Source organism: Rhizobium sp. P1_C7, assembly GCF_056406295.1.
The window spans coordinates 102485-123399 of the sequence record NZ_JBFUAL010000009.1; the positions used below are offsets into that span (position 1 = coordinate 102485).

Below are 20915 nucleotides of genomic sequence, written 5' to 3' on the forward strand. Positions count from 1 at the left end.
AGTGTCTATTCAAGCTCCCCTGTCAGGAACTGCGCCCTGCCCAAGCCGAACGACCAGTCGTCGTCCGAATTGTTAAGCATGGAGACCATCACGTCGTTTGGTCCGACGTCGCAGCGAGCTTGCAGCGCGAGTGCGAGGTTCGAGTAGAATGCCACTTTGGCGTCGCGGGATCGCGGACGGCTGATAATTTCGAGCAGAAGGAATTTGCCGGTCCGTGCGATGTCGAGCCCGGTATCCAGCGCCCGGAGGTGCGACGAGCCGTGCTCGTGAAGGATTTGATATCGATCCTTATGCGGAACTCCAAAGGATTCAACGACGACGTCGTGGATGGTGTCGAGCAGCGTATCGAGCTCCGCAGGTGAACGGCCTTTCAAGACGTGTACTTTAACGAGGGGCATCGGGCGTCTCCCGTAGGTGTTGCATCTATTGCCCGCGCTTCGGAAAAAGTCGGCACGAGTTCCAACGCGCCGCTTCACAATTTTTCTGTTCCTCGGCATTGCGATCGAAACGTCGCCAGGCATGGGATCCAGACATCGGTCAGAACGGAATCCAGCACAATTGAACGATGGTATGGCTGATACGTTGATGGGGTCCCGGGTCCCAGTTGCTGAGCGATGGCCCTGCCACCTTCGTAACGCCGCCGGCCGGCCACCGGCGGCGTGATGTTCATGTTCCCCGGATCTCTGCCGGAATCAGGCTTTTCCTTCAGCCTTCTTCTTCCGGTACTGTGCAGTCGGAAGGCCTCCCCAGCCCCAGTTGTCCAGTTCGACCTCCTCGATCACCACGTAGGTCGATTCCAGCGGCTTGTTGAGAACGTCGAGCATGACCTGGCTCACGCCGGCGATGATCGCGGCCTTCTCCTCGGCGGTGACCGAGCTGCGATCGGGCTTCGTGCCTTCGCGGGTTACCTGTACGGTGACTATTGGCATTTCGTAATCTCCTCGTTCGAGACCTGGATCGATCTGCTAGGCGGCCATTGCCGCAAGATGCTTCTCAAGTTCGTCGACGTGTGCATATCCAGCGCCGACCCTGCGAAGAGTTCCACCCTTCTTCAAAAACAGCGTGGGGAAGCTGGAAACGCCCATGGCACGAGCCGTCGCGAAGTCTGTCGCGGCCTCTTCGATGGTGCTCCGTTTCTTCCACGTTTCAAGGAATTGGTCGAGGGAGACGGGATGATCAAGCGCTTCGAGCGCGCGGGATCCAACATCTGCAAGCACCGCGCCGTTCGTGGTGTCGAGCGCATCGACGTAGAAGGCGTGCTGGAATGCACGGAAGACCTTCAGAAGGTCCGCTTCCGGCCGAAGGATTCGAGCGGTCACAACCGCGCGGCAGACGGGTTCGGTGTCGTAGATGAAGCCGGTTCGGGCGAGCAGGCCTTCACGGTTGAATGGCACACCGCTGGCGTCCTCGACCTTCGCCCAGTGGTGCAGTCTGAACTGCTTGCCTGCGTCGTCGAGAACGTCGGTTGCGCCCGCGCGAAGTCCCCCGAGGACGATCTTCAAGACGGTGCCCGGACGCCGCTGGAGCAGAAGCTCCATTTGCTTGCCGAATCCATAGCACCATGAGCACATCGGATCGGCGGCCAATACGAGTTCCATTGTCTTTCCTTTCACTTGCCAGGAGGGTGCGTGGCACGTTCACGCCACGCACCTGGTTCCTCATCGAGGCCTACCAGCGACCAGCGTTCTGACCACCGTCGACGTGGAGGATCTCTCCGGTGACGAAGCTTGCGCCCTCGAGGTAGATCACGGCGTCAACGATGTCGCGGATCTCGCCCATGTGGCCGACGGGATGAAGCGCCGACAGGAACTCATGAGTCTCAGGAGCGTGCATCGGGGTCTTGATGATGCCCGGCGACACGGCGTTCACTCGGACACCGGTCTTGGCGAACTCGATCGCCAGTTCCTTCGTCACTGCGTTCAACCCGCCCTTGGTGAGCGATGCGAGAGCCGCAGGTACGCTGGCGACTGGCTGGTTTACAAGGCTCGTCGTAATGCTGACAATGTGGCCGGAACCCTGCTTGAGCATTTCCCTGGCCGCACGCTGGGTGATGTGGAAGAAACCGGCGACGTTGACGCCGAAGTTCAGGTCGTAGTCTTCCTGAGTGAAGTCGACGAACGGCTTTGCGGTGAACACGCCGGCGTTGTTGACCAGCGTATCCACGCGGCCGAAGCGCTCGAGTGCCTCGCGGACGACGCGGTCTGCCGTCTGCGAACTGGAGATGTCTCCTGCCACGGCGTGCACGCCATCGTCCGAACCCTGCTTGATCGAACGCGAGGTGGCGACGACGCGGTAGTTCCGCTCGCGATAGGCGCGGACGAGACCTTCGCCAATACCCTGCGATGCGCCGGTGATGATGGCGACCTTCTGCTGATTGCTCATGATATAGGTCCTTTTCAATTGCAGCGGTCCTTGCTCGGGCCGCCCGCCGCCCTCGGCGTCGGTGCAAATGATTTAAGTCTTGTCGCTCGTCGGGAGAATTGCCACACAACGGCATTCACTCAACCGTTTTTCGGGATAGTGATAGAATACCGGTGATGTCATCTGGTGGAAATCAGTGGCGGAACCGCAGTTTCCAGGACGGCTCGGACGTTGGATTTGCCGTCTGACTGTGAGGCGGAGCGTATTGACGGGGAGTGTCATCGACGGCCCTGGCGTAGGTCGGTGATCCTGGAATTTCGTTGGCCGACAGACTCCGTCCGGTACCAAGCAACCGCCGTGTTAGGCATTTGAGTTCGACCCAGCCGACTGACCGCTGGAGTGTCGTCTCGGACATATGTCGTGGTGGCAGCCCGGGGATATGTGTTTGAAAGATAACGCAGCACCGACGAACGCGGGCGATATTGTACCGGTAGACAATCGATGGGTTGCGATGGACCAAAGGGCTGAGCGCACGAGGAGGCGCGCTGCCAGCCGTGGACTGAACGGTCAGTGAGTGAGCGACGATGTTCCCTCCGGGGAAAGGTCGGCCAAAGAGGACGATATGAAACGTGGACCTTAATTCGGGGGCCATACGGCCTTGGTGAGCTGGTCGGTAAACGCCGTATCGCCCCTGCGGCCCGGCAAGCGAGTGGTGATCTCCTGAATGGTCCATTCGTTGCCGTCCGGATCGTGGAACACCACGTAGGACGCATAGCTTTTCCGCTCGGGATTGACGCCAAGGGTGATGCCCCGTCCATCGGAATGATGGAATATTCCACCGACATCGTGGAAGGGCTCGCTCGTCTCTACGCCTCGAGACAAGAGATCACGTCGCGCGGCCTCCACGTCCGAAACGACCAGATGCAATCCGCGCGACGAACCAGCGGGCGCCGCGGTGATGTTTCGTCCGAACATGACGGAGCATCCTGATCCGGGCGGAGTGAACTGGATCACCCGGTAGTCGTCGCCTTGGAAATCGATATCGAACCGCCAGCCTAGACTTGCGTAAAAGAGTTTGCTCCGGTCGGCGTCGGAAACGGCGATGACGGCAAGCTCAAGCGTCATCATAACACCTGAAACGGTCTGCAAGGCTTCTTTCGTGGTCGTTTTGAGTTCGCTATCCATGACAATGCTCCTTGTGAACGATCGCCAGCGGGATTTGATGGACGGCGAAAGCAAGGACAAGCTTATGGATGAGGCGGTTTCCCGCCATTGCACTTAGGTATGGCCACCCAAGCTGAGGCAAATTGGACTCCCAATACCTTGATGTTCCCGACACCATCGTACAGTGGCCACCCGGATTGGGCTGAGACATTGTGACCTTCCTGCGGGCTGGCCAGGATCGGCCGGGGGTCGCCAAGGGCTTCGTTTCGTCAAGACATGTCACTGTCGGAACTGGCCAACACAGCTCCGCCTGCCGGGATCGAGAAGGCAAACGTCGCGCCATACGCATTGTTCGGCTCCGCCCATAGGCGTCCGTTATGGCTCTCGACGATTGCGCGACTAACCGACAGGCCCACCCCCATGCCGTTCGTCTTTGTGGTGAAGAACGGGCTGAACAGCTTTTCGGACATCACCGGATCGAAACCCACTCCTGCGTCCTTGACGGCGAGACGGACATGACCCGCCCCCTCCAGCGTGGTGGAAATTTCCAGATCCTTTGAACGACCGACGACGCCGTTCATCGCCTCGGTGCTATTCTTGATGAAATTGAAGATGACCTGTTGCAACTGGATGCGGTCGCCTCTGACCGCCGGAAGATCGGCGGCGAGACTGGTTCGCAGGCTCACGCCATTCTTGCGCAGGTCGCCGTGGGCGAAGCCAATAACCTCCTGAGCAATGGCGTTGAGGTCCACCACCTCGACCACGGGATCACTTTTGCTGTAGAGCGCCCGAAGCCTCTCGGTAACGTCCGAAGCGCGGTTCGCATCTCGGATTGTCCGCCGGACCGTTTCCTGTGCACCTGCCACGTTCGGCGGCTCCGTGCTCAGCATGTGCAGGCCCGCGCTGGCGTTTGTCACGATGCCTGACAGTGGCTGGCTGAGTTCGTGGGCGATGGCGGCTGTGAGCTGCCCCATCCCCATGACACGGGTCATGTGGGAAAGCTCCGCCTGCGCCTCGCGCAGTTCGTCCTGTGCGAGCTTCCAATCATGGATATCAACGTTGATCCCAAACCACTTAACGTCGCCGGCGGCATCCACGAGGGGATTGCCACGACACAGAAACCACCGGTACTCCCCATCGAAGCGGCGCAACCTTGCCTCACACTCTCCGGCCTGCCTGAGTTCCGCCATGACACGCCAGGCCTCCATCAGCTCCGGGAGATCGTCCGGGTGGACCGCCGACGCCCAGCCCCAGTCCCGAGCTTCGTCCATCGACAGACCGAGGTATGTGCGGAAGTGACGATTTGCAAAATCGCCCCCTCCGTCCGGAAGTGCTGACCAGACCATGCCCGGTATCGTATCGATGATAAGCTGCAGTCTCTTCTCGCTGGCCGCCATATCCTCCTGCGCCATCTTGCGGTCATGAATATCTATGAGGCTGCCGTACCACATGAGAATTTCGCCGTTGTCGCCGCGCATCGGCAGCGCCCTCACATCAACCCAACGATAGTCCTTGTCAGAGGGGTGCCGGTTGAGAACCTCCACCTGATAAGGCTCCCCGGTGGCGACCGAATGCCGCCACGTTCGAATGGTCGCCTCCACCTGGTCGGGATGAAGTCCATCGGTCCACCAGGTTCCATCCGTCAGATCGTCCGCTTCGACACCGAGGAATTTCAGGCCTCTTTTGTTGAGATACCCTATGGCCCCGTCCGGCGTCGCACTCCAGAGCGCCTGCGGGATGGTCTCGGTGAGCTGACGCAAGTGGAACTCGCTCGCCTCGAGCGCATCGGCGGCGCTCTTTCGATCCTCGATATCGATGTTCAACCCATACCAACGTACGACCGCCCCCGATCTGTCGAGCAATGGGTTGGTGCGGAAAAGGAACCAGCGATATTCGCCATCAAAACGACGCAGCCGCGCCTCGGCTTCACCTCCACGACGCAAGGACAACATCCCACGCCATTCTGCCGCTAGCCCGTCGATGTCGTCTGGATGCACCGTCGCCGTCCAGCCGATGCCCCGAAGTTGGTCCGCGCTCAGACCGACATAGTTCAGATAGTGGCCGTTGAAGTATTCGGCCGAACCGTCCGGGGCTGCCGACCATGCGAGGCCGGGAATGGAATCCACCACTTCGGTAAGATCGGCTGTGTTCTTGGGTTCAAAGCGATCATCCCCGCTCCTTTCAGCCCGCCCGTGCTGAAGCCCGATCATTGCCTGCAGGACGGCTTGGGACAATAATCGGCGCTCGTCGTCAAGCGGGAAACCCTGCCGCCTGGAACCAACGATGAGTTTTCCCGACACGTCTCCCTCGCCGACCGAGGTCACATGAAGCGCGATCGTGGTTCCAGCGATGGTCACCGTGTCGCGAAAATCGCCCGTATCCGGGGAACGAAGGCGGTTGATGCTGGTCTGGACGTCGCCCGTCGTGAATTCTTGCGAACTCCGCACCATTTCGAAGGTCCCGTTACGCGGCCCTTCATTGAGGAGTATGCAGGCGAAATCTACTTTCAGTCCGCTAAGCACTGCGTCGAGAAGAGTTTTAAGGACCAGGATTTCGTAGCCCATTGCGATGAAATCCCCGACGCGATGTCTTGCGTTGCAATCGCCTTTATCACCTGAACGTACAATCCAAATACCAGTAAATCCATAGAGTACTATTGGTTGGGCCGGGCTGACGGCAATCGCTCATAAGTAGTTCGGGATCGACGCCCGTGACGGAGTGCCTCAGGGGGCAGTCGTCCGGCCTTTCGGCAGGCAGGTACCCCCGCACTCGCCCCCCACCTGCGCACCAATCAGCCCGCAATTGGACCCGTCAGTTGCCGAGCCAGCGATATTCGGCGATCGACGCCCTTCCGGATTTCTTGTCGTAGAGGCAGATGAGGTTCACGTTTGACTTGGATTTGCCTCGACCCGACTGCCCGCGAAGCAGCACGGCGATCTTGCCGGTCACATCGTCGAAGACCACTGGAGCTGATGCCTCGGGCGTCGTCAATCCTGACTGGCCGATGCAGGTTCCATTCGCTTTGGCAAACAGAGCGTTCCATGCACCGTCGCTCGAAGCCGACGCTGTATAGCACAGGCAGACCGTCGCGGCCGCTGCGAGGACCATTCGTTTCATCATCAAGTCATCCCTTTTCGATGGTGCAGTTCACACTGCGGGCGGTGCTTGTTGTCCGACAGCAAGGCCAAACCATGGCAGGCCAATACCAAAGCATAACGGGCCAATACCAAAGTCCACTTATGCAACGGCGGCGGCCGGTCTACCTTCCATATGTCGCCTCCGTCCTCCACAAGGCGATACGCTGCAAGCAGCGAAACGCTCCTGCGTCCTCCCCTCCGCTGGAGCGCGCGCGGATTAAGCCAAGATCCGCCCTAGGCCGTCTCCATCCGCCTGGAGACGGCCTCTTTCAGGATCGAGAATCCTGCTCATGTGCCATGGTCGCCCGTGTAGATGGATCTGGTCGCCAAGTGGGTGTCCAACCGCTCCAAGTCGAAAGCACCTATCAAGGAGTCTGCAATGAAGAAGAAACGCCCCGACGGTATTCAGCGCTACGATCACCCAGCGGGTGGCTGGGACGCATTGAAGGCAGTTGCAAAGACGCTGGCCCATCAGCAGATCGTCGCCCAGGGCAGCAGGACCTTGCTGAAGGCAAATCAACCGGAAGGTTTCGACTGTCCCGGATGTGCGTGGCCAGATCCCAAGCACACCTCCTCGTTCGAGTTTTGCGAAAACGGCGCCAAGGCGATCACGTGGGAGTCGACCGCAAAGAGAACCGACGCAAGCTTCTTCGCAGCGCACACCGTGTCGGAACTCTGGAACTGGACGGACCACGAGCTGGAAGATGCCGGACGCCTGACGCTTCCGCTGCGATATGACGCCGACAGCGACCGCTTCGAACCGATCGACTGGGACGCGGCATTCGCGCTCGTCGCGAGTGAATTGAACAGGCTCGGCTCTCCCGATCAGGCGGAATTCTACACGTCCGGACGCGCGTCGAACGAAGCTGCGTTTCTGTATCAGCTATTCGTCCGGGCCTACGGCACCAACAATTTTCCAGACTGCTCGAACATGTGTCATGAAGCCACCAGTGTGGGGCTTCCGAAGTCCATCGGCGTCGGTAAGGGCACCGTGACGCTCGAAGACTTCGATCACGCCGATGCCATCTTCAGCTTCGGGCACAATCCGGGCACGAACCACCCGCGCATGATGACGACGCTGCATGAAGCGGCGCGGCGCGGCGTGCCGATCATCGTCTTCAATCCGCTGAAGGAGCGCGCGCTCGAGCGGTTTGCAGCACCTCAGGATCCCGTCGAGATGGTCACGCTGTCCTCGACCCCTATCGCCTCTGCCTATCACCAGGTCCGTGTCGGCGGCGATTTGGCTGCACTCAAGGGCCTTATGAAGGCGGTGCTCGAGCTCGACGCGGCAAGTCTTGCCGCGGGCGGCTACGGCATACTCGATCGGCCTTTCATCGGCGAGCACACGTCAGGGTTCGACCGGCTTCGCGCCGAAATCGAAGCCACCGGTTGGGACGAGATCGTCGCGGCCAGTGGCCTGACAAAGGGGGCCATCGCGCGCGCGGCGGGCGTCTACGCGAGCGCCGGGAAGGTGATCGTCTGCTACGGCATGGGCATCACGCAGCATGAAAGGGGAACCTACAACGTCCAGCAAATCGCCAACCTCCTGATGCTGCGCGGGAACATTGGTCGCCAAGGCGCGGGCATCGCGCCGATCCGCGGTCATTCCAATGTCCAGGGCGACCGGACAGTCGGCATAACCGAAATTCCGAACAAGGCGCTCCTCGACGGTATCGAGCGCGCCTTCGGCTTTCGCCCGCCGAATGAAAAAGGTCACAACGCGATCGAGGCCGTGGAGGCCGCCATCGATGGGCGAGCGAAGGCGCTGATCTGCCTTGGCGGAAATCTGGCGGTTGCCATGTCGGATTCGCAGGCCACGTTCGCAGGCATGCGGAACCTCGATCTAGCCGTCCACGTCGCCACGAAGCTCAACCGTTCCCATCTGCTGACGGCGAAGACCACCCTCGTTCTGCCGTGTCTTGGGCGCACCGACCTCGATACGCAGGCATCAGGTCCGCAAGCGGTCACCGTTGAGGATTCGATGTCCATGGTGCATGCTTCGCGAGGCTTCCTGAATCCGCCCGGCGAACTTGTCCGGTCCGAGCCGGCGATCATCGCTGGGATCGCAAGCGCTACGCTTGGCAACCGCCATGGCATCGACTGGATCGGGTTGGTCGCGAACTACGACCTTATCCGCGACAAGATCGAAGAGGTCTTTCCTGATTTCTTCGAGTTCAACAAGCGCGTGCGCAAGCCAGGCGGCTTCAGGCTTGACGTCGCTGCCTCCTTTCGCCGCTGGAACACGCCCGACGGCAAGGCGAACTTCCTGCTGTCTCCCGGCCTCTCCGACGACGTTCTGCCTGAACGCCAGGACGCTCTGGTGCTGACCACCATCCGCAGTCATGATCAATACAACACGACAGTCTACGGGCTGGACGATCGATATCGCGGAGTGTTCGGCCGGCGCGACGTGGTTTTCATGAACGCGGAGGATCTCGAGCGTCGAGGGCTGAAGGACGGCGACCGTATCGACGTCCGGGGGCTGATCGGCGAGGACGACGCCAAGCATCTGGTGAGTGGCTTCACGGCGGTCGCCTACGATATTCCGAGAGGGTCGATCGCGGGCTACTATCCGGAGATGAATGTCGTCGTGTCCCTGCGCCACTTCGATCGGCAGTCCGGGACCCCGTCCTACAAGGGCGTACCAGTCAGGGTGACACCCGCACTATCTTAAACAGCGGCCCGACGGCCTGAGGGTTTCATTCGTCATCTTGAAGCGTCGATGCGGCGGTCGTCTCAAGTCTTGAGAAGACGCCGAAGGTTCCCTTGGTCTGTCGTTGCGCTCTGGAACCGCCGGAGGAGCTGCCTGGCCGCATCCTCGGCTTGCGCACCTTGTCTCTCGCACTGGCGGCTTTCTCAATGGTCCTGATAAGGCCGCGTATCATGGCCACGTCTTCGGGCCCCAGCGGTGTCCCGCACATGGTGTCGTGCCGCTTCATTGTCTCGCCGCCCTTCGATGCACAATGTCAGACCGGGTCTGCAGGATTGCACCCCGCCGACACTGGCGAGCACGGCGATGTCGACCTGGTCCCGACGGAGTGAGCGCCACTGGACTGGACGGGGACCCAGATACGGACTGAAGCGACAGGTGTCCTGATCGATACCAAGGTACCGACGAGAACCGCCATCGCAAGAAGGATCACGACGCCGGGGAAGATTGTGCCCGACGGTTCGTCGTCTCTGTCACTCATCGTGTCTCCTGAGGCTTGTCGGCCGAACACCGCGGCCAGGAGGTCACTATGTCGAACAGCTCAAAGGTAGGCAGTTGCACATAGGTATCGGCGATACGTTGGTATGCCCGACACCTTCGTCCACTAGCGGGTTTCACCCGCCTGTCCCAAACTCCACCGGCGAACGCCCCCGCGAGCAGAATCTCGGGCGGCAGCCATTCAGCAGTCCATTATCGGAGAAAGCAGTCATGCCAAATCTTGAAACGGCGAACTTCACACGTCGGTCCTTCAGCGGAGTCGCACTCGGACTGACGGCGGCGGGAATCCTTGCGGGACGGGCCTCGGGTGCGGACCAGGGCACGAAGGCGGCGAAGGCCGCACGGACGAATGACCATGGACTCGTTGCCGACGGACGTATCGACGCCGGAGACCTCAACATCGCATATGCCGAACTCGGTCCTAGAGACGGGTCGCCGGTTCTCCTGTTTCACGGCTGGCCATACGACATCAATAGCTTCGCCGAGGTGGCCCCGTTGCTGGCCGTCAGGGGTCATCGCGTGATCGTGCCGCATCTGCGCGGATACGGCAGTACGACGTTCCTTTCCGGCGACACGATGCGCAATGGCCAGCAGTCGGCGCTTGCCATCGACGCTGTCAAGCTGATGGACGCTCTCAAGATGGAGAGGGCGACCGTCGCCGGCTTCGACTGGGGCGCTCGTACAGCCGACATCGTCGCCGCGCTCTGGCCGGAGCGCTGCAAGGGGCTTGTCTCCGTCAGCGGCTATCTGATCGGGAACCAGACTTCCGGAAAGGCGCCGTTGCCGCCGTCCGCCGAACTCCAATGGTGGTACCAGTTTTATTTTGCGACAGACCGCGGTCGCGAAGGATATGAAAAATACACGAACGACTTCGCCAAGCTGATCTGGCAGCTCGCCTCCCCGCATTGGAAGTTCGACGACGCCACGTTCGAACGGAGCGCCGCAGCATTCTCCAATCCGGACCACGTCGCGATCGTCGTCCACAACTACCGTTGGCGGCTCGGATTGACGCAGGGAGAGAAAAGGTTCGACGAGTTCGAAACCAAGCTCGCATCCGCTCCTGAGATCCAGGTGCCGACGATCACGATGGAAGGGGACGCAAACGGAGCGCCCCATCCCGATCCCAAGGCCTACGCCGGGAAGTTCAAGGCGAAATACGAACACCGTCTGGTCTTAGGCGGGATCGGCCACAACCTCCCTCAGGAGGCGCCTGAGGCCTTCGCCAAGGCGGTACATGATGCCGCTTCCTGGGCATGACGGCAACAAGAACGGCCGACCGCGGGAGACCTCGTGACCCATTTCACGTATCGAATATTTCGATCATTTCCATCATAAAAAGGAGGCTGGCGCGACGCTCGTCTGCCGTGTGATGAGTGGCTCGCATTCTGCCGGAGGGCATCGACGCTTCAGAGTGCTGGCGGCAACCAGGCCTTGAAAGGATCCATCATTGGAAATCGGTGTCGATAGTTTTGCGATGCTTCTGACCGACCCTGCTACGGGCCGGTTGCAGTCAGCCGTCGATCGTATGGAGAGCGTGCTCGCCGAGGTCGAACTGGCGGATCAAGTCGGCCTGGATGTCTTCGGAATGGGCGAACACCATCGAGAAAGCGCGCTTGACTCAGCGCCTGCCGTGATCTTGTCGGCAGCCGCTGCACGCACGAAGTCGATCAGGCTGACAAGCGCTGTCGCCGTCCTGAGCGCCGCCGACCCCGTGCGGGTCTTCCAGGAGTTTTCCACCCTGGACCTCATATCCCGCGGCCGAGCGGAAATTGTGGTGGGTCGCGGCTCGTCCGTGGACGCCTATCCCCTGTTTGGCTTCGACTTGCGGGATTACGATGCACTTTTCGTAGAAAAGCTCGACCTGCTGCTCAAGATCAGAGAGCAACCCAATATCAGGTGGCAAGGCCGCTTTCGTCCTTCGCTCAATGGCGAGGGTGTCTTTCCTCGCCCACATCAACCCACTTTGCCGATCTGGCTGGGCGTCGGCGGTACGCCCGGTTCCTTCGTCCGCGCAGGAACGCTTGGTTTGCCACTGATGGTCGCCATCATCGGCGGAAGCTTCGAGCGTTTCCTGCCCTTGGTCGAGCTCTATCGTCGCGCATGGCTCGCCGCTGGCCATTCTCCCGAGAACCAGAGGATCGGCGTCCACGCTCTCGGTTTTGTCGCAGAGACCGACAAGGCTGCCAGGGAAGCGTTCTTCCCCGGCTGGTTTCAGATGTTCACGGAAGCCGGAAAAGAACGGGGCTGGCCGCCCCCGACGCAAGCCCAATTCGAACATATGTGCGGCCCGCATGGCGCGTTCATCGTCGGTAGCCCACAAACGGTCGCGGCGAAGATGTTGTATGTCAACAGGACATTTGGAGGGGTTTCTCGCTTCACTTTCCAGATGAGCACCGCCGCGCTGGAGACTGAAGCGATGCGCCGGTCAATCGAACTGCTCGGCACGGCGGTTGCTCCGCTGGTTAGGGTAAAGCACCATGACGAACCGCAGAATGGCTTAAAGTGATGTCGATGGCGCTCGTCGAACTGACAAGGCAAAAGGCGCTACCGTTCCGTTGCCCTGAGTTCCGACTTCGACGAAGAAAGCGAAATGCCTTTGAAGGCAGTCCCCTCAAACACGAGGTGCTTCGGCATGCGCCGACGCACCCTTTCACCTAGCCGAAGATCAGTCTCTGATAGTCTGCAAGCATTTTAGGATCTTCGATCGATCCATGGTGATGAAGCTGTCTCCACCGGCCGTCGTTCCGGACGAACCAGCGCGTGGTCCGGAAGGCCAAATCCATTGTCTCGGTCGGCGTCTGACATGCGCCTCGTTCGCGACCTACGAATAGATGCCAGTCGTCGCCACCCTGACTGGTGAAGTCATGGAAGATCACATGAACCGTCGCCGGCCCCTCAAAGAGCTTGGAGTACCCTTCCGAGATCGACCCCCATCCGCGTCGAATGCCGCCGATAGGATTGTCCATGCTGGGCGCCTGCCCCTCGAACCAGATGGCCTCAAGCCCCGCCAAGTCGCCAGCATTGAAGGCCCTATAGAAATCGATCAGGGTATCGAGCGGTCCGCCGTCGTCTGCCTTCGTCTCGTCTCCCGTGACCTCGATGAGGCGCCACTTCATCTCGAAACCTCCACGTCGCTATGGATTAACTGTAGAAGCGGCCGCCCGGCGGCGAGGGTCTGGCCGGTTATCAGGCGGCCGTCCACGATCGCGAAGCGTTCCCAGTCTGCGACGGTTATGGTTTCGTCCGCATCTTTGCAGACATCGTACGGCGCCGCGAATTCTTCCAACCAGAAGCCAGTTTTTCGTCCGGTGTCACTGAGGCGGTCATGCGACGCAAGGGCCGTCAAAATCTTACTCATTTGCCTTCCTCCAGATGTGTTGGCCAGCGCATGTTGGAACGGCTGGACGACGACGGGAGAGTGGCGGACAAGCTCCTACAGAAACTGAAGCTGATCTATTGTACGAAGGTGTCGTCAGAACATCCGCCAGCCGCGCGAGGCCCTTTTGAAGCGGCATGAAGCAACAATTTGGACAATGTAGACTGAGATTGAAAGTTGATGCATGATTGCTCGCCAACCAGGCCGAATGGAAAGATCTGAGGCGGGATATTGATCGGTACTAGCTGTCCGACCGCAACGGACGATCGAAAAGGGAGCGGTGGCCTATGACGCCAGCCAAGTCCGCTCCTATCAGCTTCGCCGGTTCGAATTTGACCCGGCCGAGGCATGTTTGTGCCTTCTTCAACAGCGACGACGACGCCTACCGTGTTCTGGGGCCATTCATTCGCGAGGGGTTCGACTGCTGCCAAAAGGCGATCCATCTCGTCAATCCGGATCAGCGGGAAGCGCATCTAAATCGTCTGCGGTGCGAGGGCATTGACACGGACGCGGCGGAGAAATCTGGACAGCTCGAAATCAAGACGACGGTCGATGCGTACCTGAAAGACGGCCGTTTCGACAAGCACCGCATGCTCGAGACCTTCAAGAGCCTCGCCAGCGGCAACGCCTCAGGGCCATACCCCCTGAGCCGGATCGTCTGCCAAATGGACTGGGCTGCGGACGATCGGCCCCACTTGCTCGATCTCATCGAATTCGAGGCTCGCGTCAACGACGTCTGGAGCCGACATGACGACGTCGTGATCTGTGTCTACGACCTCGCCAAATTCGGGGGCGAGACGGTGGTCGACATGCTGCGAACGCATCCATTTGTCGTCATAGGAGGCGTGCTTCAGGAAAACCCTTTCTACATAACGCCCGAGAAATTTCTCGGCGAGTTGCGCGCGAGAAGTACTGCCCGGAATCAGCAGCGCGGATCGGAACGATGACATGTCAGATCTCTCTGCACCCGATGCCGCCGAAAACGAACGTCTCCGCCGGTGCTTGAACGACCTGGTAACGGTGACTGCGCTGCCTTCAGTGTGGACAGGAGGCGACCTCGTCCAGATCGGCAATACCCTTCTCGAAGCCCTCGATACAATACTCGATGTCGATTTTCTCTTCCTTCTGCTGACGAGCCCGCGTGAGGAGACCGGTACGGAACTTGCACGCCTGTCCCGCCTTGGTATCTATCGCGACGCGGGGGAGCTGGGCGAGCACCTTCGCAAGGTGTTTGGAAGCAGTCTTTGGGATTGGCCCCACTACGCGACCCTGGAACATGATGGAACGTCATATGGCACGATCATCATGCAGCTTGGGCTCAATCGGACTGCTGGTGTGTTGGTCGCCGGATCGCGAAGAAAAGCGTCATTCCCCTCGGAGCAAGACAGGCTGATCCTCAACGTCGCGGCAAACCAGGTCGCGTTGGCGACCAACGAAGCGTCGCGACTTTCTCAACAACAACACATCGCGGTTGAACTCGATCGACTTGTCGCGAAGCGTACGACGGAGCTCGGCGTCGCCAACGACGCCCTACGCAAGCAAATCGTCGAGCGACAACAGACCGAGGAGGCATTGCATACCAGCGAGTTGAGCGCGCGCCTTATCGTCGATAGCATGTCAGTTCTGGTGGCGACACTGTCCCCTCAAGGCACTGTGCAGGCTGCGAACGCGCGGCTGATCGAGTATTGCGGCATAGACGCGGGAGAGTTCGGAAGCTGGGGAACGACCGAATGCATTCATCCCGACGACCGGGACGCGGCCAGGGCCACCTTCGCCGGTTCGGCCCCGAAAGCGGAGGCTTTCAATTGCGAATTACGGCTGAGGCGAAACGACGGCATCCATCGATGGTTCGAAGTACGCGGCGTGCCGTTGCTAACAGCTCCGAGCTCGATACTGCGCTGGTATGTCTTCCTTACTGACGTAGAGGACAGAAAGCGTGCGGACGAAGCACGCGCTACAAACGTGAGAGAGTTGAACAAGATCATCAACGCGATCCCGGTCATGGCCTGGTCGACATTGGCGGATGGAACCGCGGATTTCTTCAACGAGCACTTTCTCTCCTTTCTGGGTATTACGTCCGAGGAGGCTCACGGATGGGGATGGATGGCTGCGCTGCACCCTGAAGACGCCGAAAACCTCACTGGTGTCTGGGCGGCGCTCATGGCTTCTAAGCGCCCGGGAGAAACTGAAGCGCGACTTAGAAGGTCTGACGGGCAATACAGATGGTTCCTGTTCCGCGCAAATCCCGTCTATGCCGAAGATGGTTCAGTTACGCGATGGTATGGCACCAATACTGACATCGACGACCGAAAGCGAGCTGAAGAGGCTCTTCGAAAGAGCGCCGCGTTTCTAGCACAAGGACAGATGCTTACGGACACCGGCAGCATTTGGTGGAAGCCGTTGACCCAGGAAGTGTTTTGGTCCGATGAGGCCTACCGGGTTGAAGGATATCCAAAATCGCGACAGCCAAGTGTCAAGCTTATGTTCGACAGGTGCCATCCGGACGACTTGACCGAAGTTCAAGCCGTTGTAGCGAAAGCCGCAGAAGATGGGGCGAACCTGGAGCTTGAACACCGCCTTTTGATGCCGGACGGGAAGGTCAAATATGTGCGCTTTGTCCTTCAAAACATAGGGCCAGACCGCTTGGCGCCGGAGTTCATCGGAGCGATAACGGATATAACGCAACGCAAGATGGACGAAGAACAGCTTCGTCGGAGCGAGGTGCTGTTGGCAGAAGGGCAGCGGATCAGCCTGACTGGGACATTCTCCTGGCAGGTCGACACCGACGAGATCACATTTTCCAGCGAGCTCCACCGCATCTTTGGATTTCCACCCGACGCGGTCGTCGATTTTCCTGGCATAACGGAGCGTGTCTACCACGAGGATCTTCCGCTCCTTGCCGAGAAGATGAGCAACGTTCGCTCGGGGAGCGACAATCCAGATTACGAAATCAGATTGAGTGTCAGTGATCGCGTGAAGTACGTAAGGGTCGTTGGACGTGTCATAAAGCATCTGAACGGTACCACGGAATGTCTCGGGGCGGTTCAGGACGTCACGGCACAGCGGTTGGCCGAAGAAGCCCGCGATAAGCTGCGCTCGGAACTAGCGCAGATCGCCCGTGTCATGAGCCTCAGTACGATGGCTGCCGCGATCGCCCACGAGGTCAACCAGCCTTTGTCGGGAATTGTCACGAACGCCAGCACTTCGGTGCGCATGCTGTCCGCGGATCCGCCGAACATCGACGGCGCTCGTGAGACTGCCCGCCGGACCATACGCGACGCCAACAGGGCGGCCGACGTCATCACTCGCCTGCGGGTGCTTTTCAAGCGGGGAACGTCCACTTTCGAACCTGTCGATATCAACGACGCAGCGATCGAGGTGATCTCTCTTCTTTCGACAGACATGCAGCGACACCGGATATCTCTGCGTGCAGAACTTTGCGAGACACTGCCTTTCGTCGGGGGAGACCGTGTACAGCTTCAGCAGGTCATAATGAACTTTCTTCGAAATTCGATCGACGCAATTGGCGACCGGTCGCAACACCCTCGCGACATAGTCTTGCGCACCGAGCTCGCGGCAGATAGGGCGCTCCGCCTATCAGTCGAGGATACCGGCTGCGGAATTGGAAGCGCCGAAGCGGACCAGCTGTTCGACGCGTTCCACACCACGAAAGCGGACGGCATGGGCATCGGTCTGTCCATTAGTCGCTCGATCGTCGAAGCCCACGGCGGAGAGATTTGGGGGAGGAGTAACCCGGAGATCGGTGCGACATTCGGTTTCTCCATCCCTGACACATCGGAGCAACTTCTCAACGACGGTGACAAAGCGTTTCCGGCGGGCCGATCATGACGTCATCGCAGCCGCTTGTAGCGGTCATCGACGACGATCTGTCGATAAGAGAGTCTTTGCCGGATTTGCTTCGAGTGTTTGGATTTGAAGTACAGGCTTTCTCGTCAGCCGCCGAATTCCTTCAATCGGTCTGGGCCGCCAAGACCGAATGCCTGGTGTTGGACGTGGCCATGCCTGGCATGTCCGGTCCTGAGTTGCAGGACGAACTTGCTCGCCGGGGCAAGACGATTCCGGTCGTCTTCATCACTGCCCATACAGGTGACGACGAGCGACTGCCACTCATCAGACGTGGGGCAGTCGATTGTCTCACCAAGCCCTTCAGCGACACTGCACTACGGACTGCCCTCGACCGGGTCTTTAAATAAGGCGCGTTGATGCGCCCGACGGGGGTGACCTGCAACAGTGTCGCCGGCCGCCGATACCATCGTACAATGGACATTCTGGCGCAAAAGGGCATCCTCCCGTTGCGGGGTGGCGGATGCTTGAATTGACGACAGGGCAGTACCATCGACGCCGTATCGTGATATGGTCCAATTCCATTGGACGAGCTTGGCGCCCTCTTTAGGAGGCAGCACATGTACCGGATGAACTCGGCAATGAATTATGCGACCCCCTCGCCTGTCGATGCCATAGAGCGACCTACCGTGTGCGTCGTTGACGACGACGTTTCTGTCAGAGAGTCCCTTGAACTGCTCATCGCTTCCGCGGGCTGGCTGCCGCTTCTCTTCGACTCCGCGCCGGCATTCCTGGAGGCTACACTGCCTTCTGCGCCGAGCTGCCTCGTTCTCGACGTCAACATGCCCGGCTTGAACGGTCTGGATCTTCAGAGCATGATTGCCGTCAGCGGAAGCAGGATGCCGATCATATTCGTTTCCGGCTTTGGAGACGTGCCGATAACGGTCAAGGCGATAAAAGGCGGCGCCTTGGATTTTCTCACAAAACCCATCGACGCCACGGCGCTGTTGGAAGCCATTCAATCTGCACTTTTCAAGAGTGAAGTGCTTCTGCGCGAAGACGACGAACGACGTCGACTACAGTGCTGCTTCGATGCGCTCACCCCTCGAGAGCGCGAAGTGATGTCGGGTGTGGTCAAAGGCCTGATGAACAAACAGGTCGCCTACGAACTCGACATCAGCGAGATCACGGTGAAAGCGCATCGCGGCCAGGTGATGCGAAAAATGAGCGCCCGTTCCCTTCCGGAACTCGTCAACATGGCCGCAAAGCTTCGCATCGAATGCGGTCCCGAGATCAACTGAACGAGCGTCAGGTTTTGTGTGGGCTTCCCTCGGCGGGGAACAATACGATCATAACCACGAATATCGCTGCCCCGACCACGAGGGTGATACTGGCGATTCCAAGGGCCAGGGCAAAACCTGCATCAACATTGGGCTCATGGCTCAAGATAGCTCCGACAGCGGGTGGTCCCATGATCTGGCCGACGGCGAACACCGCGGTCAACAATCCCATGTGGCGGGCGTGGTGGGTTGAGCGGATCCTTCTTACTTCATTCATGGCGAAAAAGCTTATTGCGGTGAACGGAACGCCTACCAGGATGCTGCTGAAAGCGAGCCCGACGGCGTCGTGCCAGACGACCGAAAGCGCGACTCCGGCAGCCTGCACCAAATAGGACGCGATGAGGTAGAGCCGGGCGTCCGCGCTCTTTCGGAGCCGCGCCGCCAATAGCGAGCCCACAACGGCGGACGTCCCAAACAGAGGCCAGAAGATTGTGAGCAACGGCGAGCCGGGTATCGCATTCTTTGCGATGACCGGCAGATAGGTCGCGGTGACGATATAGCCAAAGCCCGCGAGCCCATAGGCGACTGCAAACAATGGCATCTCAGTTCGTGGGACCTTTCCGGATGTTCCTCTTGCTGTTCCCAGATAGAAAGGATCGACAGCTCTCCTCTGCTTTCGCAAGACGTTCCAGATGACGGCGCTCATCAACGCCGACATTGCCGCGAACGTCACCCAGCCCAACTGCGCGGTCGACCCGGCGGCGCTCATGGCGCTTGCAGTGAGGCCGGATAGCGCGATGCCCGCGCCAGGCCCGGTATAGATCGCGCTGCCCACCGAGCCGGAAGTCCCGGCCAGTTCTGCGAGAGCCCATCCCGACGTGAATACGAAACCGACAGCCGAAGCGACGCCGGCCAAGAACCTCAGCGCTATCCAGGCAGACGGGAGGGGCAAGGCCATCAGGGCGGTGAAAACGACCGTAAGGCAGAGCGCCAGTTTTATCACCGTGGTCTGATCCCACTTCTTTGGGACCAGCATCGCAGCGAGCGCGCCGACGAGGTAGCCTATGTAATTTGCCGTCGCGAGATGACCCGCAACTCTCAGGTCGAGAATGCCGTCGTGCAGCATCATCGGCAGGATCGGCGTAAAAGCGAACCTCCCCACGCCCATGGCGATGGCCAGCGACGCCGATCCGGCAAGAACAACGACGCGTTGTTTTCGAGCGTGCTGGGACATGAGTGAACCTCCATATTTGGACGTGTGCGGTCGTGAACCAGCGGGCAGCCGGCGACGAAACAGGCTCGGCCGAGCGGATTTCGCCAGCGCTTCGTCTGTTATGGGGTGGCCACGTCGGTCGTATATGTCGATCGGACGGAGGACTGTCTGCCGCAAGACGTTAGAAATTCACGAACTTCTCGAGCGGGCCTCTAGGACCGTCACCGCGTCGTCGTAAAGCGCCCTGGTCAGTTCGCCGGCTGGCAGACGCTTTGCCAGCCGAGCCGCCTGCCCAGACCACAAATTGGTGAAGTCGTCCCGTCCGCTTGCTTCCGCTTTCGCACGGATAGCTCCGAGTGCGGCCCCGGCCGTCGGAAATGATGGCACGCTGTCGGAAAGCGGCCCGAGTTCGCGCATGATGCGGTTCATGATGCCTCGAGCCGGTCGACCGGTAAAAACGTTGGTGATGGCCGTGCTGTCGTCGGATGCGCTGGCGAGAGCCGCCGCATGCACAGGAGGTATCTTGGCTTCCGGGCAGTACAGATAGGCAGTGCCGATCTGAACGGCCGAGGCGCCCAGCATCAGTGCAGCAGCCACTCCCCGGCCCTCCGAAATCCCCCCTGCCGCTATCACAGGAATCCTGACGGCATCGACGACCTGGGGGACGAGAGCCATCGTGCCAACCTGCGTGGACATGTCCCGGGTCAGAAAGTTGCCCCGGTGACCGCCGGCCTCGAAACCCATGGCGATCACTGCATCGATCCCATTGGCCTCGAGCCATACCGCTTCTTCGACAGTGGTCGCGGATGAAATGACCTTTGCGCCGGTCGCCTTGACGCGATGGACGAGCGATTTCTCCGGGAGCCCGAAATGGAAGCTCACCACCTCCGGCCTCATGTCCTCCACCACGTCGCAGAATGCCGCGTCGAAGGGCGCGCGGCCGACCCCGACGACGGGTGCTGCCGGGTCGAGGTCGGCTTCGACATAATAGGGCGCAAGCAACGCTCGCCATACCATCTGGGCCGCCGGATCGGCGGGCGGCGACACGTGCGAGAAGAAGTTCACATTGACCGGCGCCTTCGTCGACGCTCGTATCGCGGTCAATGCCTCACGCAATCCATCGACGCTCAACTGTGCGCTCGGAAGAGAACCCAGACCGCCGGCCTTGGCGGTGGCGACGACCATGTCGACCGTCGTCGCACCGGCCATAGGAGCCTGGATGATGGGAAGGTCAATTCCGAACAGGTCGAGAATGCGGCGATCCGGCCAGCGTATCATGTCGAACTCCACTCCATGCAGTGATGTTGCAAGCGTGATAGCCGCGGCACCTTCCCACGTCTATTGCACCTTGGTCTGCCTGACCAAGACCTCC

General features: G+C 59.8%; 18 protein-coding genes and 1 pseudogene. 7 read left to right on the forward strand and 12 right to left on the reverse strand.

Going from position 1 to position 20915, the window contains the following annotated elements:
- Nucleotides 1-5: 5 nt before the first annotated feature.
- The 7 genes from AC1D2R_RS15995 to AC1D2R_RS16025 all read right to left on the reverse strand — a co-directional run bounded on the left by AC1D2R_RS15995 (nucleotide 6) and on the right by AC1D2R_RS16025 (nucleotide 6645).
- Nucleotides 6-398: a tautomerase family protein gene (locus tag AC1D2R_RS15995; RefSeq protein WP_477968254.1), complete on the reverse strand. Its 393-nt coding sequence runs from the start codon at nucleotides 396-398 to the stop codon at nucleotides 6-8.
- 294 nt (nucleotides 399-692) lie between these two features.
- On the reverse strand, nucleotides 693-929 hold the full coding sequence (locus tag AC1D2R_RS16000; protein ID WP_477968255.1) for a tautomerase family protein: 237 nt from the start codon (nucleotides 927-929) through the stop codon (nucleotides 693-695).
- Nucleotides 930-965: 36 nt separating this feature from the next.
- A complete protein-coding gene (locus AC1D2R_RS16005; protein WP_477968256.1) occupies nucleotides 966-1598 on the reverse strand; it encodes a DsbA family protein in 633 nt (210 codons plus the stop codon).
- Between the two features lie 70 nt (nucleotides 1599-1668).
- Nucleotides 1669-2382 carry an SDR family NAD(P)-dependent oxidoreductase gene (locus AC1D2R_RS16010; protein ID WP_477968257.1) on the reverse strand — a complete coding sequence of 238 codons (714 nt, stop codon included), beginning with the start codon at nucleotides 2380-2382 and terminating at the stop codon, nucleotides 1669-1671.
- Between the two features lie 615 nt (nucleotides 2383-2997).
- Nucleotides 2998-3546 carry a VOC family protein gene (locus AC1D2R_RS16015; RefSeq protein ID WP_477968258.1) on the reverse strand — a complete coding sequence of 183 codons (549 nt, stop codon included), beginning with the start codon at nucleotides 3544-3546 and terminating at the stop codon, nucleotides 2998-3000.
- Between the two features lie 248 nt (nucleotides 3547-3794).
- Nucleotides 3795-6089 carry a PAS domain S-box protein gene (locus tag AC1D2R_RS16020; RefSeq protein ID WP_477968259.1) on the reverse strand — a complete coding sequence of 765 codons (2295 nt, stop codon included), beginning with the start codon at nucleotides 6087-6089 and terminating at the stop codon, nucleotides 3795-3797.
- 247 nt (nucleotides 6090-6336) lie between these two features.
- A complete protein-coding gene (locus AC1D2R_RS16025; protein ID WP_477968260.1) occupies nucleotides 6337-6645 on the reverse strand; it encodes a hypothetical protein in 309 nt (102 codons plus the stop codon).
- A gap of 396 nt (nucleotides 6646-7041) precedes the next feature.
- Between AC1D2R_RS16025 and AC1D2R_RS16030 the strand changes: the two genes are divergently transcribed.
- Nucleotides 7042-9336: an FdhF/YdeP family oxidoreductase gene (locus tag AC1D2R_RS16030; protein ID WP_477968261.1), complete on the forward strand. Its 2295-nt coding sequence runs from the start codon at nucleotides 7042-7044 to the stop codon at nucleotides 9334-9336.
- 292 nt (nucleotides 9337-9628) lie between these two features.
- On the opposite strand, the gene AC1D2R_RS16035 is transcribed toward AC1D2R_RS16030, so the two are convergent.
- Nucleotides 9629-9853 (reverse strand): hypothetical protein, encoded by a 225-nt coding sequence (locus tag AC1D2R_RS16035; RefSeq protein WP_477968262.1) that lies wholly within the window; start codon nucleotides 9851-9853, stop codon nucleotides 9629-9631.
- Nucleotides 9854-10080: 227 nt separating this feature from the next.
- Here AC1D2R_RS16035 and AC1D2R_RS16040 point away from each other — a divergent pair, with 227 nt between their 5' ends.
- Nucleotides 10081-11127 (forward strand): alpha/beta fold hydrolase, encoded by a 1047-nt coding sequence (locus AC1D2R_RS16040; protein WP_477968263.1) that lies wholly within the window; start codon nucleotides 10081-10083, stop codon nucleotides 11125-11127.
- 190 nt (nucleotides 11128-11317) lie between these two features.
- A complete protein-coding gene (locus AC1D2R_RS16045) occupies nucleotides 11318-12376 on the forward strand; it encodes an LLM class flavin-dependent oxidoreductase (protein ID WP_477968264.1) in 1059 nt (352 codons plus the stop codon).
- Between the two features lie 148 nt (nucleotides 12377-12524).
- On the opposite strand, the gene AC1D2R_RS16050 is transcribed toward AC1D2R_RS16045, so the two are convergent.
- A complete protein-coding gene (locus AC1D2R_RS16050) occupies nucleotides 12525-12986 on the reverse strand; it encodes a YybH family protein (protein WP_477968265.1) in 462 nt (153 codons plus the stop codon).
- 107 nt (nucleotides 12987-13093) lie between these two features.
- Nucleotides 13094-13228 (reverse strand): annotated as a pseudogene (locus AC1D2R_RS16055) (type 1 glutamine amidotransferase domain-containing protein); the annotation flags it as partial.
- 305 nt (nucleotides 13229-13533) lie between these two features.
- Here AC1D2R_RS16055 and AC1D2R_RS16060 point away from each other — a divergent pair.
- The 4 genes from AC1D2R_RS16060 to AC1D2R_RS16075 all read left to right on the forward strand — a co-directional run bounded on the left by AC1D2R_RS16060 (nucleotide 13534) and on the right by AC1D2R_RS16075 (nucleotide 18351).
- Nucleotides 13534-14193: an MEDS domain-containing protein gene (locus AC1D2R_RS16060; protein WP_477968266.1), complete on the forward strand. Its 660-nt coding sequence runs from the start codon at nucleotides 13534-13536 to the stop codon at nucleotides 14191-14193.
- Nucleotide 14194: 1 nt separating this feature from the next.
- Complete coding sequence (locus AC1D2R_RS16065) at nucleotides 14195-17095, forward strand: PAS domain-containing protein (RefSeq protein WP_477968267.1); 2901 nt, start codon at nucleotides 14195-14197, stop codon at nucleotides 17093-17095.
- Nucleotides 17092-17460, forward strand: a complete 369-nt coding sequence (locus tag AC1D2R_RS16070; protein ID WP_477968268.1) for a response regulator transcription factor — start codon at nucleotides 17092-17094, stop codon at nucleotides 17458-17460. Before AC1D2R_RS16065 ends, AC1D2R_RS16070 begins: the two co-directional genes overlap by 4 nt.
- Nucleotides 17461-17670: 210 nt before the next feature.
- Nucleotides 17671-18351 (forward strand): response regulator transcription factor, encoded by a 681-nt coding sequence (locus AC1D2R_RS16075; protein WP_477968269.1) that lies wholly within the window; start codon nucleotides 17671-17673, stop codon nucleotides 18349-18351.
- A gap of 7 nt (nucleotides 18352-18358) precedes the next feature.
- Here the strand turns inward: AC1D2R_RS16075 and AC1D2R_RS16080 are convergent, their stop codons facing one another.
- Both AC1D2R_RS16080 and AC1D2R_RS16085 read right to left on the reverse strand, forming a co-directional pair.
- A complete protein-coding gene (locus AC1D2R_RS16080; RefSeq protein WP_477968270.1) occupies nucleotides 18359-19564 on the reverse strand; it encodes a YbfB/YjiJ family MFS transporter in 1206 nt (401 codons plus the stop codon).
- A gap of 168 nt (nucleotides 19565-19732) precedes the next feature.
- Entirely contained in the window at nucleotides 19733-20821 is a 1089-nt protein-coding gene (locus AC1D2R_RS16085) for an NAD(P)H-dependent flavin oxidoreductase (protein WP_477968271.1), read from the reverse strand.
- Between the last annotated feature and the right edge of the window lie 94 nt (nucleotides 20822-20915).

Bases quoted from the DNA above. Each gene is read 5' to 3' on its own strand.
- AC1D2R_RS15995 (WP_477968254.1), bottom strand. From the start codon at position 398: ATGCCCCTCGTTAAAGTACACGTCTTGAAAGGCCGTTCACCTGCGGAG.
- AC1D2R_RS16000 (WP_477968255.1), bottom strand. From the start codon at position 929: ATGCCAATAGTCACCGTACAGGTAACCCGCGAAGGCACGAAGCCCGAT.
- AC1D2R_RS16005 (WP_477968256.1), bottom strand. From the start codon at position 1,598: ATGGAACTCGTATTGGCCGCCGATCCGATGTGCTCATGGTGCTATGGA.
- AC1D2R_RS16010 (WP_477968257.1), bottom strand. From the start codon at position 2,382: ATGAGCAATCAGCAGAAGGTCGCCATCATCACCGGCGCATCGCAGGGT.
- AC1D2R_RS16015 (WP_477968258.1), bottom strand. From the start codon at position 3,546: ATGGATAGCGAACTCAAAACGACCACGAAAGAAGCCTTGCAGACCGTT.
- AC1D2R_RS16020 (WP_477968259.1), bottom strand. From the start codon at position 6,089: ATGGGCTACGAAATCCTGGTCCTTAAAACTCTTCTCGACGCAGTGCTT.
- AC1D2R_RS16025 (WP_477968260.1), bottom strand. From the start codon at position 6,645: ATGATGAAACGAATGGTCCTCGCAGCGGCCGCGACGGTCTGCCTGTGC.
- AC1D2R_RS16030 (WP_477968261.1), top strand. From the start codon at position 7,042: ATGAAGAAGAAACGCCCCGACGGTATTCAGCGCTACGATCACCCAGCG.
- AC1D2R_RS16035 (WP_477968262.1), bottom strand. From the start codon at position 9,853: ATGAGTGACAGAGACGACGAACCGTCGGGCACAATCTTCCCCGGCGTC.
- AC1D2R_RS16040 (WP_477968263.1), top strand. From the start codon at position 10,081: ATGCCAAATCTTGAAACGGCGAACTTCACACGTCGGTCCTTCAGCGGA.
- AC1D2R_RS16050 (WP_477968265.1), bottom strand. From the start codon at position 12,986: ATGAAGTGGCGCCTCATCGAGGTCACGGGAGACGAGACGAAGGCAGAC.
- AC1D2R_RS16060 (WP_477968266.1), top strand. From the start codon at position 13,534: ATGACGCCAGCCAAGTCCGCTCCTATCAGCTTCGCCGGTTCGAATTTG.
- AC1D2R_RS16065 (WP_477968267.1), top strand. From the start codon at position 14,195: ATGTCAGATCTCTCTGCACCCGATGCCGCCGAAAACGAACGTCTCCGC.
- AC1D2R_RS16070 (WP_477968268.1), top strand. From the start codon at position 17,092: ATGACGTCATCGCAGCCGCTTGTAGCGGTCATCGACGACGATCTGTCG.
- AC1D2R_RS16075 (WP_477968269.1), top strand. From the start codon at position 17,671: ATGTACCGGATGAACTCGGCAATGAATTATGCGACCCCCTCGCCTGTC.
- AC1D2R_RS16080 (WP_477968270.1), bottom strand. From the start codon at position 19,564: ATGTCCCAGCACGCTCGAAAACAACGCGTCGTTGTTCTTGCCGGATCG.
- AC1D2R_RS16085 (WP_477968271.1), bottom strand. From the start codon at position 20,821: ATGATACGCTGGCCGGATCGCCGCATTCTCGACCTGTTCGGAATTGAC.